Source organism: Escherichia sp. WS547, from assembly GCF_046486065.1.
GTDB lineage: Bacteria > Pseudomonadota > Gammaproteobacteria > Enterobacterales > Enterobacteriaceae > Escherichia > Escherichia coli.
This window is the reverse complement of record NZ_JBJQMA010000008.1, coordinates 102,814-116,993: the sequence shown is the minus strand read 5'-3', so window position 1 is coordinate 116,993 and position 14,180 is coordinate 102,814. Positions and strand designations below refer to the sequence as shown.

Sequence of the window (14,180 nt, the reverse complement as noted above, 5' to 3'; positions counted from 1 at the left end):
GCAAGCGGGCGGTGGTATTACCGCCCGTTTTTTATTTAGCAAGGATGTGGCTAATGAGTCAGGACAGTAGAGTTTTCTTTCGTATATTCCTCGGTATCGGTCTGGTACTGATCCTCATTTCTGTTGTTGTCTTTTATAACCAGTTCACCTATAGCAAAGACGCGATTCATACTGAAGGCGTCATTGTTGATACCGTCTGGCACTCCAGTCATTCTCATCGCACGGGTAAAAATGGTTCGTGGTATCCCGTCGTTGCCTTTCGACCGACGCCTGATTACACGCTAATTTTCAATTCGAGTATCGGCAGCGATTTTTATGAAGACAGCGAAGGCGATAAAGTTAATGTTTATTATTCTCCAGGACATCCTGAAAAGGCTGAGATAAATAACCCGTGGGTTAATTTTTTTAAATGGGGGTTTATCGGCATTATGGGCGTTATTTTTATCTCCGTCGGTTTATTAATCAGTATGCCCTCCTCTAAAAAGACACGCAGGAAACGGAAGTCCCGCCCATGAAAAAAATCATATTATTGCTCAGTTTACTGATACTCCTGCCTCTGACGGCAACCAGTAATCCATTGATTCCAATAATGAAGACTCTTTTTACAGATGTTACAGGTACTGTACCGGATGCTGAAGAGATCGCGCATAAAGCCGAGCTTTTTCGCCAACAAACCGGGATTGCGCCGTTTATCGTGGTTGTACCTGGCGTTAATGAAGCAAGCTTCAGGCAAAATGGCAAAGCGATGCTGGCGCATGCGTCATCTTCATTGAGTGATGTAAAAGGCAGCGTCCTGTTACTTTTTACCACCCGCGAGCCACGGTTAATTATGATAACCAACGGCCAGGTTGAAAGCGGTCTGGACGATAAACATCTCGGCCTTCTGGTAGAAAATCACACTCAGGCTTATTTACATGCGGACCTCTGGTATCAGGGAATCAATAATGCATTGGCTGTTTTACAAGCACAGATATTAAAACAACCGACGCCGCCACTGACATATTATCCGCATCCCGGACAACAGCAGGAGAATGATCCTCCCGGCAGTACCACGATATTAGGTCTTTTTGCCTGGGCAGTTGCATTCATCGTCTTTACTGCATTTTTTTACTACACGACGCGCCTTAATTATGCATTAAAGTTTGCAGTGGCGATGACTATTGCCAATATGGGTTATCAGGCTTTATGTTTGTACATCGATAATAGCTTTGCGATTACCAGAATATCGCCGCTCTGGGCAGGACTGATTGGTGTCTGTACGTTTATTGCCGCGTTGTTATTGACGAGTAAACGGTAAAAGAGGCAGTAAAGTGTGCGTCTATTATGCCGGAGGCGGCGTAAACGCCTTATCCGGCCCACAAACCCGCAAATTCAATTAATTGCGTCCCCTTGTAGGCCTGATAAGCGTAGCACATCAGGCAATTCTTCCCGCTTTATAAGCCCTTCAGCAACTTTTCAACAAACTCTGGCACCACCTGGCTTGCCGGGCCGTAATATTTCTCGGCAAATTCATTACCGACCTGGCTTGGTTCAAGATTCAGTTCCACGGTGTGTGCGCCATGCAGTTTCGCTTCGTGAACAAACCCAGCCGCCGGATAAACATGCCCGGATGTACCAATGGCAATGAAAATATCGGCCATCGACAACGCCATATAAATTTCATCCATGCCGAGTGGCATTTCGCCAAACCACACTACGTGCGGTCGCAAGGGTGCCGGGAACTGGCAGCAATGGCATTTATCTTCTGGGGTAACGTCTCCGGTCCAGTCGAGAACCTGACCACTTTGTGAACAACGAACTTTCAGCAGTTCCCCATGCATATGAATAACATTGGTGTTACCGGCACGCTCATGAAGGTTGTCGATATTCTGCGTCACCAACAAAAAGCGATCGCCGAGGGCGTCTTGCAGTTTAGCCAGCGCAAGATGCGCGGCGTTAGGCTGAATTTCTGGCTGCTGCAGCTGTCGGCGACGGGCGTTATAAAACGCTTGCACCAGTTCAGGATCGCGATCGAAACCTTCCGGCGTTGCCACATCTTCAACCCGATGTTCTTCCCACAGGCCATCTGCGGCGCGAAAGGTACGAATACCTGATTCCGCAGAAATACCTGCCCCTGTCAGTACGAGTACTCTTGGTTTTTCCATTGCTTCCGGCACCACTTTATCTCTGAAAAAAATACGCTGACGCAAACGCTCGCGCAGACGGCGTTTATTTTTACGAAAACGACTTAACCGATGACCCCGACGCGACAGCATAGCAACCTCTGTTGTTTAATCGGTTAGATGTAGGAAGGCCGCACCACGCATTCCTCCCGCATCACCGTGGCGCGCGCGTTCAATGCGCGGAACACGAGCTACAGGTAAGAGATGACGAGGCAGCCTGTCCGCCAGTTGCGTTGTGATTGCCGGGAAATTCGATAAGCCACCACCAATGACGACCAGGTCAGGGTCAACAATGGTCAGGATATTTCCCAGACAAACCGCTAATAAATCCAGATAACGCTCAACGTGCGCCCTTGCCTGCTCATCGCCTTGATCATAAAGCGCAATAATTTCGGGAGCCTGCAACGGTTGATGATAATAGTGTTGATACAGCCACGCAAAACCGCGACCAGACAGATAATTTTCAATGCAGCCATGCTGACCACAGCCGCAGCGGCGTAACGGGAAATCCAGCCCCATCATGGTTAACGCATCAACCGGCAGACGCATATGGCCAAACTCGCCGGTAATATAGCTTTTACCGGTAATTGGTTTACCGTTGAAAATCAGCCCGCCGCCAACGCCGGTGCCGAGAATCAACCCCATCACCAGTGGATATTGAGTAAATTCATCATCCCAGGCTTCTGAAAGGGCAAAACAGTTGGCATCGTTATCAAGGCGGACATCGCGATCAAGACGTGCGCTCAGGTCGGCACGCAGCGGTTTACCGCTGGCAGCGGGGACATTGGCGGCATACAGCGTACCATCTTCTGTTTCCGGCATTCCCGGAATACCGATGCCGACAGAACCTTTACAGCCAAAACGCTTATCGGCTTCAGCCACCAGCTCGCACACTGCATCTAAAAATGCGTCATAGCTGTCACGCGGTGTCGGCACCCGCTTTTCCCACTGCAACTGCCGACCGCTATCAAACACGCCAAGCGCAATTTTTGTTCCACCAATATCAAACCCGTAATACATTGCCGCTCCTTGTTTTAATGTACTGCCTTTACTGGCCGCTAAGGACTCGCGCAGGGTCAATATTACTGGCGCGTCGCGCCGGATACCAACTTGCCAAAAGACTCAGCAACAATGCTGTGACCAGTACGTAGAAGACGTCCAGCCAGTGCAATTCCGATGGCAGGAAGTCAATAAAATAGATATCGCTGGAGAGGAACTGATGACCGATCAACTTTTCAATCCACTCAATAATCGGGGTAAGTTGCAGTGAAACCACTACGCCGATAATCACACCACACAGGCTACCGAATAGCCCTGCCAGCAATCCATACCAGACAAAGATGGCGCGAATTAAACCATCTTTCGCCCCCAGCGTTCTTAATACTGCGATATCGCCACTCTTGTCTTTCACCGCCATCACTAAGGTGGAGACGATGTTGAAACAGGCCACGCCAATCACCAGTACCATCGCCAGATACATAATGGCGCGGATCATCTGGATATCGCGATACATATAGCCGTAAGTACCAATCCAACTTTTAATATAAACATAGCTGTTGGTCACTTCACCCGCATCGCGTACCAGCTTATTGGCGTTGAAAACATCCGTCATTTTAAGGGCAATACCTGACACGCTGGAACCCATATCAAGATATTGTTGGGCATCTGCCAGCGGGATCATGGCAAAACTGTGATCGAGTTGACCACTCAACTGCAAAATACCGGCAATGTGCAAACGCACACGTTTTGGCTGCATCAGTTTATGCTCGGGATTCGAGTTGGGGATCATAATCGACACCCAATCGCCCTGCTTCACTTTCAGCGCATCCGCCACGCCTTTGCCGATGATAATTTGCTGTTCGCCCGCTTTAAAATTGCGCCAGGCATCCCCCTGAACAAACGAGGGCAATGCGCTCAGACGCTGTTCCTGTTGCGGGTTAACGCCCTTCACCTGGATTGCGCGCAGATTCGCGCCGCTCTCCACCAGCCCGGTGAAATTGATATACGGCGCAGCGGCGGCAATGCCCGGCACTTTCTGCACGTTATCCAGGGCTTCCTGCCAGTTAGTCCACGGCTGATCTACCGCCTCAATTTCACCATGCGGCACCACCGCCAGAATGCGGTTATTCAGTTCGCGTTCAAAGCCGTTCATCGCGCTTAAGCCGACGATCAATACCGCCACGCCGAGGGCAATGCCAATGGTAGAAATGACGGAGATCAGCGACACCATGCCGCCGCGCCGCCGTCCGCGACTAAAACGCAGGCCAATTAATAACGATAAAGGCATCGCCATTACTCCGCCCCCATCAGGCTCAGTTCCGCCGTCAGACGTCCATCACGCATTTCCAGTTGACGGCTCATACGTTTCGCCAGTTGCAGGTCGTGAGTAACCACCAGGAAGGCGGTGCCCTGCAAGCGATTCAACTCCCCAAGCAACTGGAAGATGCTGTCGGCGTTACGCGCATCGAGGTTACCGGTAGGCTCATCCGCCAGTACCAGACGCGGATTATTGACCAGCGCACGGGCAATCGCTACACGCTGGCGTTCGCCGCCAGAAAGTTCAGATGGGCGGTGATTCGCACGATGCTCCAGCCCCACCGCTTTTAACATCTCCAGCGCACGGCTGTTGATTTCAGCGGGCTTTTTCTTGCCAATCAGCAGTGGCATAGCCACGTTTTCCAGGGCAGAAAAATCCGGCAGCAGGTGGTGAAACTGATAAATAAAGCCCAGCTTCTGGTTGCGCAGTTCTGCTTTCGCCGCCGAAGACAGTTTGCTCATCGGCTGACCGTTAAAGATCACATCGCCGGAGGTTGGCGTATCCAGCCCGCCCAGCAGGTGCAGCAAGGTGCTTTTACCGGAACCAGAGCTACCGACGATCGCCATCATTTCACCTTCGCCGACGCTGAAACTGACATTGTGCAGTACATCGGTTTGCACACTGCCTTCCTGATAGCGTTTGCACAGGTTGTCGCATTGCAACAGGATCTTATTCATAACGTAAAGCCTCAGCGGGTTGTGTGGCGGCAGCGCGCCATGAAGGGTAAAGCGTAGACAGCAGCGCGATAGCCATCGCCACCAGCGCAATAACAATGACCTGTAAAGGTTCGATAGCGACCGGCAGCGCCGCGCCATCAAGCAGGACGCCGATTATCGGCATCAGATTATTTAACTGGCTGGCAAGCAGTGCGCCAAGCGCCGCTCCGAGGATTGCACCGATAATCCCGGCGCTGGCCCCTTGCACCATAAAGACCATCATGATTTGCCGCGGAGTCAGCCCCTGAGTCTGAAGAATGGCCACTTCGCCCTGCTTCTCCATCACCATTAACCCCAGCGAGGTAATAATGTTAAACGCCGCAACGGCGACAATCAGGCTCAGCAGCAAGCCCATCATATTTTTTTCCATGCGTACGGCCTGGAACAGCTCGCCTTTACGGTCACGCCAGTCCTGCCATTTGCTGCCTTCAGGCAGTTTTTGTTGACTTAATGAGTCGACTTTCAGCGGCTCATCCAGCCACAATCGCCAGCCGGTAATATTGCCTGCCGGATAACGCATCAGACGCGAGGCATCCTCAATATTCACCAGCATTTCATAGCCATCGACTTCACTGTTGGCAGCGAAAGTGCCAATCACATTGAACAGACGCTGGCTTGGAATACGCCCCATCGGCGTGAACTGGCTGGCAGATGGCACCATCACGCGGATTTGATCACCGCGATTGACGCCCAACTGTGAGGCAAGCTGTTCACCGAGGATGACATTATATTTCCCCGGCTCGAGGTCAGTTTGTTTCACATTGACCAGATACGGCGTTAGTGGATCTTTTTGCGCCGGATCGATACCCAGCATCACCCCGACCGCCACGCTGCGCGCGCTTTGCAGTACCACATCACCGGTAGTAATAGGTGCGACGCGATTAACGCCGTCCAGTTTGACTGCCGTTTCCGGGAGTTGCTGCGGGTTAAGAGAGCCATGCTCAGAAGAGAGAATTGCCTGTGGCATCAGGCCAAGGATGTTGTTTTGCAGCTCGCGCTCAAAACCGTTCATCACTGACAATACTGTGACCAGCGCCATCACCCCGAGGGTAATGCCGATGGTAGAAAGCCAGGAGACGAAACGACCGAAGCGATCCGCTGCACGCCCACGCATGTAACGCAGGCCAATAAATAGAGCGACAGGTTGGTACATGAAATCCGTCTGGTTGCTGTAGCAAAGACACGAGTATATAAGCGAAAGCGGGATGGGTAAACGTCTGAACTGTAAGTGATCGTCAGGGCTAATCTGAAAAGTAGCAGCAAATCAATCGACTAAAGGGCCTCATTTTCTCATTGGCCTTGTGGCCTGATCTTTATCTGAAAAATAACCAAATACAGACAGATACGCATTACACCACGCGACTGGCCCCTCAGGATCAACAGCATGTTAAATAAAAAGAGCGTGTTGTCCTGATGAAACAAAAAGAGCTATGGATTAACCAGATCAAAGGATTATGTATTTGTCTGGTAGTGATTTATCACTCGGTGATTACCTTTTATCCGCATCTGAGCACTTTTCAGCATCCGTTATCGGAAGTCCTGAGCAAATGCTGGATCTATTACAATCTTTACCTTGCACCCTTTCGTATGCCGGTTTTTTTCTTTATATCCGGCTATTTGATTCGCCGCTATATCGACAGCGTACCGTGGGGAAATTGTCTCGATAAACGGATCTGGAACATCTTCTGGGTGCTGGCGCTTTGGGGCGTGGTGCAGTGGCTGGCGTTAAGTGCGCTGAACCAGTGGCTGGCACCTGAGCGCGATTTAAGCAATGCCTCCAATGCCGCGTATGCCGATTCCACCGGTGAGTTCCTGCACGGGATGATCACCGCCAGCACCAGTTTGTGGTATCTGTATGCGTTAATTGTTTATTTCGTGGTATGTAAAATTTTTAGCCGTCTGGCGCTGCCACTATTCGCCTTGTTTGTACTGATGAGTGTGGCGGTTAATTTCGTTCCCACGCCGTGGTGGGGCATGAACAGTGTGATCCGCAATTTGCCTTATTACAGCCTTGGCGCATGGTTTGGCGCAACATTAATGACCTACGTTAAAGAGGTGCCGTTGCGCCGCCATCTGCTGATGGCTTCTTTGCTGACCGTTCTGGCGGTCGGTGCCTGGTTGTTTACTATCTCGCTGCTGTTGTCGCTGGTATCGATTGTGGTGATCATGAAGCTGTTTTATCAATACGAGCAACGTTTCGGTATGCGCTCCACCAGCCTGCTGAATGTGATTGGCACCAACACCATTGCTATCTACACCACCCATCGCATTCTGGTAGAGATATTCAGCTTAACTCTGCTTGCGCCAATGAACGCGGCACGCTGGTCGCCGCAAGTCGAACTGACACTCCTGATGGTTTACCCCTTTGTCAGTTTGTTCATCTGTACTGTTGCGGGCTTGCTGGTAAGAAAACTTTCACAGCGCGCATTCAGCGATCTGTTGTTCTCCCCGCCTTCACTGCCCGCTGCCGTCAGTTACTCCCGCTAAGCCATCGCCCCAGCCGGGGCGATTCAATTTGCTAAACCATGTCGATTACGGATAATGAACAGCATTGCTTATCAGAGATATGCCCCCATATGTTGAGGCATATCCTAACGAGAATCTGACAACCGTTATGCCTGAACAATATCGTTATACGCTGCCCGTCAAAGCGGGTGAGCAGCGTCTGCTGGGCGAGTTAACTGGCGCTGCCTGCGCGACGCTGGTGGCGGAAATTGCCGAACGTCACGCCGGTCCGGTGGTACTCATTGCACCAGATATGCAAAATGCCCTGCGTTTGCATGATGAAATTAGCCAGTTTACCGACCAGATGGTGATGAATCTGGCGGACTGGGAAACTCTTCCCTACGACAGTTTTTCGCCTCATCAGGACATTATCTCCTCGCGCCTTTCCACCCTTTACCAGCTACCGACGATGCAGCGTGGCGTACTGATTGTTCCGGTGAATACGCTTATGCAGCGCGTTTGCCCGCACAGTTTTCTCCACGGCCATGCGCTGGTGATGAAAAAAGGTCAGCGCCTGTCACGAGATGCATTACGAACCCAACTGGACAGCGCCGGTTATCGCCATGTTGACCAGGTGATGGAGCACGGCGAATACGCCACGCGCGGCGCGTTGCTGGATCTCTTCCCGATGGGGAGTGAGCTGCCTTATCGTCTTGATTTCTTTGATGATGAAATCGACAGCCTGCGGGTGTTTGACGTCGACAGCCAGCGTACGCTGGAGGAAGTAGAAGAGATCAATCTGCTTCCCGCGCACGAATTTCCGACCGATAAAGCGGCAATTGAACTGTTCCGCAGCCAGTGGCGTGATACCTTCGAAGTGAAGCGCGATCCGGAACATATTTATCAGCAAGTGAGTAAAGGCACATTACCTGCCGGGATCGAGTACTGGCAGCCGCTATTCTTCAGCGAACCGCTGCCGCCACTGTTCAGTTATTTCCCTGCCAATACGCTGTTGGTGAATACTGGCGATCTGGAAAACAGTGCCGAACGTTTCCAGGCTGACACGCTGGCGCGTTTTGAAAATCGCGGCGTCGATCCGATGCGTCCACTGTTGCCACCACAATCGCTCTGGCTGCGGGTAGACGAGCTCTTTTCAGAGCTGAAAAACTGGCCGCGTGTGCAGCTAAAAACTGAACATTTACCGACAAAAGCAGCGAATGCCAATTTAGGTTTCCAGAAACTGCCAGACCTGGCCGTTCAGGCACAACAAAAAGCGCCGCTGGATGCGCTGCGTAAGTTCCTCGAGTCTTTCGACGGTCCGGTGGTGTTCTCGGTAGAAAGTGAAGGTCGCCGTGAAGCACTGGGTGAACTGCTCGCGCGAATTAAAATTGCTCCTCAACGCATTATGCGTCTTGATGAAGCCAGCGACCGTGGGCGTTATCTGATGATTGGCGCTGCCGAACATGGTTTTGTCGATACGGTGCGTAATCTGGCGCTGATCTGCGAAAGCGATCTGCTCGGTGAACGCGTTGCCCGCCGTCGTCAGGATTCTCGCCGCGCCATCAACCCCGATACACTGATCCGTAACCTCGCGGAGCTGCATATTGGTCAGCCGGTGGTCCATCTGGAGCACGGTGTCGGTCGTTATGCAGGAATGACCACGCTGGAAGCGGGCGGCATTACTGGCGAGTACCTGATGCTCACCTATGCCAACGACGCCAAACTGTATGTTCCGGTGTCGTCACTGCATCTGATTAGCCGTTACGCAGGTGGCGCGGAAGAAAACGCCCCGCTGCATAAACTTGGCGGCGATGCGTGGTCACGCGCGCGGCAGAAAGCGGCGGAAAAAGTGCGTGATGTGGCGGCAGAATTACTGGATATTTACGCGCAACGCGCCGCCAAAGAGGGCTTCGCGTTTAAACACGATCGCGAGCAGTATCAGTTGTTCTGCGACAGCTTCCCGTTTGAAACCACGCCGGATCAGGCACAGGCCATTAATGCGGTACTTAGCGACATGTGTCAGCCGCTGGCAATGGATCGTCTGGTGTGCGGCGATGTTGGCTTTGGTAAAACAGAAGTGGCGATGCGCGCCGCTTTCCTGGCAGTAGATAACCACAAGCAGGTGGCGGTGCTGGTGCCTACCACCCTTCTCGCGCAGCAGCATTACGACAACTTCCGCGACCGTTTCGCCAACTGGCCGGTACGTATCGAAATGATCTCCCGTTTCCGCAGCGCCAAAGAGCAGACGCAAATCCTTGCGGAAGTGGCGGAAGGGAAAATCGATATTCTGATCGGTACGCACAAACTGCTGCAAAGTGACGTCAAGTTTAAAGATTTAGGCCTGCTGATTGTCGATGAAGAACACCGCTTCGGGGTGCGTCATAAAGAGCGCATTAAAGCGATGCGTGCGAACGTGGATATTCTGACGCTTACCGCTACGCCGATCCCACGTACGCTGAATATGGCGATGAGCGGAATGCGCGATCTGTCGATTATTGCCACGCCGCCCGCCCGTCGTCTGGCGGTCAAAACGTTTGTCCGCGAGTATGACAGTCTGGTGGTCCGGGAGGCGATCCTGCGTGAAATTTTGCGCGGAGGACAGGTTTATTATCTCTACAATGATGTGGAAAACATCCAGAAAGCCGCCGAACGGCTGGCAGAACTGGTGCCAGAAGCGCGGATCGCCATCGGTCACGGGCAGATGCGCGAGCGCGAACTGGAACGGGTGATGAATGATTTCCATCATCAACGTTTCAACGTGCTGGTTTGTACAACCATTATCGAAACCGGGATCGACATCCCGACAGCCAACACCATTATCATTGAACGCGCGGATCACTTCGGTCTGGCGCAGCTGCACCAGTTACGCGGTCGCGTCGGACGTTCGCATCATCAGGCATATGCATGGCTGCTGACGCCGCATCCAAAAGCGATGACTACCGATGCACAAAAACGTCTTGAAGCGATTGCCTCGCTGGAAGATCTCGGGGCAGGTTTTGCGCTGGCAACGCACGATCTGGAGATTCGGGGCGCGGGTGAACTGCTTGGCGAAGAACAAAGCGGCTCAATGGAAACCATCGGTTTCTCGCTGTATATGGAGTTGCTGGAAAACGCCGTCGATGCACTGAAAGCCGGACGCGAGCCGTCGCTGGAAGATCTCACCAGCCAGCAAACAGAAGTCGAGCTGCGGATGCCGTCGCTATTGCCAGATGATTTCATTCCTGACGTGAATACGCGTTTGTCGTTCTATAAACGTATTGCCAGCGCCAAAACGGAAAACGAACTGGAAGAGATCAAAGTTGAGCTTATCGATCGCTTCGGCCTGCTGCCGGATCCGGCGCGTACCCTGCTGGATATTGCCCGTCTGCGCCAGCAAGCGCAGAAACTGGGGATCAGGAAGCTGGAAGGTAATGAGAAAGGCGGCGTGATCGAATTTGCCGAGAAGAATCACGTTGATCCGGCCTGGTTGATTGGTTTGCTGCAAAAACAGCCGCAGCATTACCGCCTTGATGGTCCGACGCGCCTGAAGTTTATTCAGGATTTGAGTGAGCGGAAAACGCGTATCGAATGGGTACGCCAGTTTATGCGTGAACTGGAAGAGAACGCCATCGCTTAATGGTAAATCGGGGGCGTTTCTGCGCCCCCATCTGCAACATTTACAAATTCTTTGCACTTCCCTGCACTATCCGACACTGTCACCATCCATAATTCAGGCTTATCTGTTTATTACAATAACCTTATATTTATTATGGATTTTTGGTGATGATCAAAACGCGTTTTTCTCGCTGGCTAACGTTTTTTACGTTCGCCGCTGCCGTGGCGCTGGCGCTACCGGCAAAAGCCAACACCTGGCCGCTGCCGCCAGCGGGCAGTCGTCTGGTTGGCGAAAACAAATTTCATGTGGTGGAAAATGACGGTGGTTCTCTGGAAGCCATCGCCAAAAAATATAACGTCGGCTTTCTCGCTCTGTTACAGGCTAACCCCGGCGTTGATCCTTACGTACCGCGCGCGGGCAGCGTGTTAACGATCCCGTTGCAAACCCTACTTCCAGATGCGCCGCGCGAAGGCATTGTGATCAATATTGCGGAGCTGCGTCTCTATTACTACCCGCCGGGTAAAAATTCGGTAACCGTGTATCCAATAGGTATTGGTCAGTTGGGTGGTGACACGCTGACACCGACAATGGTGACCACCGTTTCAGACAAACGAGCAAACCCAACCTGGACGCCAACGGCAAACATCCGCGCCCGTTATAAAGCACAGGGAATTGAGTTGCCTGCGGTAGTGCCGGCTGGACCGGATAACCCAATGGGCCATCATGCGATTCGTCTGACGGCCTATGGCGGCGTTTATTTGCTTCATGGTACGAACGCCGATTTCGGCATTGGCATGCGGGTAAGTTCTGGCTGTATTCGTCTGCGGGATGACGATATCAAAACACTCTTTAGCCAGGTCACCCCAGGCACCAAAGTGAATATCATCAACACTCCGATAAAAGTCTCTGCCGAACCAAACGGTGCGCGTCTGGTTGAAGTACATCAGCCGCTGTCAGAGAAGATTGATGACGATCCGCAGCTGCTGCCAATTACGCTGAATAGCGCAATGCAATCATTTAAAGATGCAGCACAAACTGACGCTGAAGTGATGCAACATGTGATGGATGTCCGTTCCGGGATGCCGGTGGATGTCCGCCGTCATCAAGTGAGCCCACAAACTCTGTAAATCCTGGATAAAAAAAATCCCCGCGACACGGCATGTCGCGGGGAAAAAATCAGCAGTAGCAGGCATTAATGAGGGTTAATGCTTATTTATAAATTACTGCTGTTCCATGGAGGGTATTTGGACCGGTTACAGAAGTAATACGGAATGATTTTGCGCCCATCTCATCCGCTTTTTGCGCCAGCTGCTCTTCCAGCGATCCCAGATTTGTCCCCGCGTTAGCACTGATAGTACCGACTTTTTGTTGGCCTTCTGGCGTTGACTGAACTTCGACAGCCGCAAAGCTGGCAAATGACATGGAGCTTAAAATCGCCGCAGCGATGAGGGTTTTTACGTTTTTCATAATAGTGGCCTTATGCAGATGAATGACGTCGCAAACAATTACTTAACGATCGATAACTAAATGATAGATGTGATCTGGATCACATACAAGATATTTTTTATAACAATCATTAATTAATTTAAAAATCTTTAAATTTCAGTTAAATAGAAAGCAATTATTTTTATGGTTTGTGGACTGGTGAACGGAGGTGATTATTTTTATAATAACCTTTCAATCACAGTCACCAGGTACAACGGCATCATGGCAACTGACTCAACACAATGTGTAAAAAAAAGCCGTGGCCGCCCAAAAGTGTTCGACAGGGATGCCGCGCTTGATAAGGCCATGAAATTGTTCTGGCAGCACGGTTATGAAGCGACTTCTCTTGCGGACCTCGTCGAAGCGACCGGAGCCAAAGCGCCCACGCTATACGCGGAATTTACCAACAAAGAGGGGTTATTTCGCGCCGTACTCGACCGCTATATCGATCGTTTTGCCGCTAAGCATGAAGCACAGCTGTTTTGTGAAGAGAAAAGCGTGGAGTCTGCGCTGGCTGACTATTTTGCTGCCGTCGCCAACTGCTTTACCAGCAAAGACACCCCGGCTGGCTGCTTTATGATCAACAACTGCACCACCCTCTCCCCGGATTCCGGAGATATCGCCAATACGCTGAAATCACGCCATGCGATGCAAGAGCGCACTTTGCAGCAGTTTTTATGTCAACGACAAGCGCGCGGGGAAATCCCGACCCACTGTGACGTGACGCATCTGGCTGAATTCCTTAATTGTATTATTCAGGGGATGTCGATCAGCGCACGCGAAGGTGCATCGCTGGAAAAACTGATGCAGATTGCCGGAACGACTTTGCGTTTATGGCCCGAACTGGTGAAATAAGTCGCAAAAAAAGCCCCTCAGCCTGAGCGAATGAGGGGCCAAATTGCAGAGTACAGCCTTGTTATACTTTGTTATTCAAAATCAGTTGCCCGTTACTATCTAGCGGGATCTGCGTACCCGGATCGCGATCCATGCGGATTTTGCCCTGCTGATCGCCAATCTTATAGGTCACATCATAACCGAGCATTTTTTCTGACTTGTCATACACCGTTTTACAACGCTGTTGCGTAGTCGTGTAAGTATCGCTTTCCTGGAGAGAGCCCTGGATCTGGTTACCGGCATAGCCACCTCCCAGCGCCCCCACAACAGTGGCGACATCTTTACCGCGACCACCGCCAAACTGATGCCCTATCACGCCGCCAGCAACAGCGCCGAGCACCGACCCGGTAATGCGATTTTCATCCTGCACCGGTCGACGATGGGTCACTGTGACGTTGCGACACTCCTGACGCGGTGTTTTAACCGTTTCCTTGATTGGGGTTGCAGAAACAACCTGAGCGTATTGCGGGCCACGTTCAAACACGTTCAGACTGGCCACTGCCGCTACGCCCAACGCAGCTGCGACACCAATCCCCATACCCGCCAACATTGATTTATTCACGGGA

The 14,180-nt window shown here is 51.6% G+C and carries 13 protein-coding genes; 6 read left to right on the top strand and 7 right to left on the bottom strand.

All coding sequences use genetic code 11. The features are described 5' to 3' along the window. Positions 1 to 53 precede the first annotated feature (53 nt). Both ACJHWK_RS09630 and ACJHWK_RS09625 read left to right on the top strand, forming a co-directional pair. Positions 54 to 515: a DUF3592 domain-containing protein gene (locus ACJHWK_RS09630; protein WP_001522885.1), complete on the top strand. Its 462-nt coding sequence runs from the start codon at positions 54 to 56 to the stop codon at positions 513 to 515. Then, entirely contained in the window at positions 512 to 1,297 is a 786-nt protein-coding gene (locus tag ACJHWK_RS09625; protein WP_000720604.1) for a TPM domain-containing protein, read from the top strand. Before ACJHWK_RS09630 ends, ACJHWK_RS09625 begins: the two co-directional genes overlap by 4 nt. 136 nt (positions 1,298 to 1,433) lie before the next feature. Here the strand turns inward: ACJHWK_RS09625 and cobB are convergent, their stop codons facing one another. Genes cobB through lolC form a run of 5 tightly spaced genes read right to left on the bottom strand, consistent with a single transcriptional unit; the run spans position 1,434 to position 6,348 of the window. Continuing rightward, positions 1,434 to 2,255, bottom strand: coding sequence for a Sir2 family NAD+-dependent deacetylase (gene cobB, locus ACJHWK_RS09620; RefSeq protein ID WP_000952736.1), 822 nt, complete (start codon positions 2,253 to 2,255; stop codon positions 1,434 to 1,436). A 15-nt stretch (positions 2,256 to 2,270) separates the two neighbouring features. Next, positions 2,271 to 3,182, bottom strand: coding sequence for an N-acetylglucosamine kinase (nagK, locus tag ACJHWK_RS09615; RefSeq protein WP_000291248.1), 912 nt, complete (start codon positions 3,180 to 3,182; stop codon positions 2,271 to 2,273). 28 nt (positions 3,183 to 3,210) lie between these two features. Beyond that, the gene (gene lolE, locus ACJHWK_RS09610; protein WP_001251363.1) at positions 3,211 to 4,455 is read right to left on the bottom strand and encodes a lipoprotein-releasing ABC transporter permease subunit LolE; all 1,245 of its coding nucleotides are present in this window, start codon (positions 4,453 to 4,455) and stop codon (positions 3,211 to 3,213) included. Continuing rightward, a complete protein-coding gene (lolD, locus tag ACJHWK_RS09605) occupies positions 4,455 to 5,156 on the bottom strand; it encodes a lipoprotein-releasing ABC transporter ATP-binding protein LolD (RefSeq protein ID WP_001033689.1) in 702 nt (233 codons plus the stop codon). Before lolD ends, lolE begins: the two co-directional genes overlap by 1 nt. Beyond that, on the bottom strand, positions 5,149 to 6,348 hold the full coding sequence (gene lolC / locus ACJHWK_RS09600) for a lipoprotein-releasing ABC transporter permease subunit LolC (RefSeq protein WP_000284714.1): 1,200 nt from the start codon (positions 6,346 to 6,348) through the stop codon (positions 5,149 to 5,151). Before lolC ends, lolD begins: the two co-directional genes overlap by 8 nt. A 260-nt stretch (positions 6,349 to 6,608) precedes the next feature. On the opposite strand from lolC, the gene ACJHWK_RS09595 reads away from it, so the two are divergent. The 3 genes from ACJHWK_RS09595 (at position 6,609) to ldtC (ending at position 12,362) form a co-directional block, all read left to right on the top strand. Next, positions 6,609 to 7,682: an acyltransferase family protein gene (locus ACJHWK_RS09595; RefSeq protein ID WP_001522877.1), complete on the top strand. Its 1,074-nt coding sequence runs from the start codon at positions 6,609 to 6,611 to the stop codon at positions 7,680 to 7,682. 127 nt (positions 7,683 to 7,809) lie between these two features. Continuing rightward, complete coding sequence (gene mfd / locus ACJHWK_RS09590; RefSeq protein ID WP_024166502.1) at positions 7,810 to 11,256, top strand: transcription-repair coupling factor; 3,447 nt, start codon at positions 7,810 to 7,812, stop codon at positions 11,254 to 11,256. 143 nt (positions 11,257 to 11,399) lie between these two features. After that, positions 11,400 to 12,362, top strand: a complete 963-nt coding sequence (gene ldtC / locus ACJHWK_RS09585; protein ID WP_167772755.1) for a L,D-transpeptidase LdtC — start codon at positions 11,400 to 11,402, stop codon at positions 12,360 to 12,362. 82 nt (positions 12,363 to 12,444) lie between these two features. Here the strand turns inward: ldtC and bhsA are convergent, their stop codons facing one another. Beyond that, on the bottom strand, positions 12,445 to 12,702 hold the full coding sequence (gene bhsA / locus ACJHWK_RS09580) for a multiple stress resistance protein BhsA (protein WP_000800153.1): 258 nt from the start codon (positions 12,700 to 12,702) through the stop codon (positions 12,445 to 12,447). Between the two features lie 240 nt (positions 12,703 to 12,942). Here bhsA and comR point away from each other — a divergent pair, with 240 nt between their 5' ends. Then, positions 12,943 to 13,575 (top strand): TetR family copper-responsive transcriptional repressor ComR, encoded by a 633-nt coding sequence (gene comR / locus ACJHWK_RS09575; protein ID WP_001522873.1) that lies wholly within the window; start codon positions 12,943 to 12,945, stop codon positions 13,573 to 13,575. A gap of 61 nt (positions 13,576 to 13,636) precedes the next feature. Here the strand turns inward: comR and ACJHWK_RS09570 are convergent, their stop codons facing one another. Next, entirely contained in the window at positions 13,637 to 14,176 is a 540-nt protein-coding gene (locus ACJHWK_RS09570; RefSeq protein WP_001469340.1) for a glycine zipper 2TM domain-containing protein, read from the bottom strand. Positions 14,177 to 14,180 lie beyond the last annotated feature (4 nt).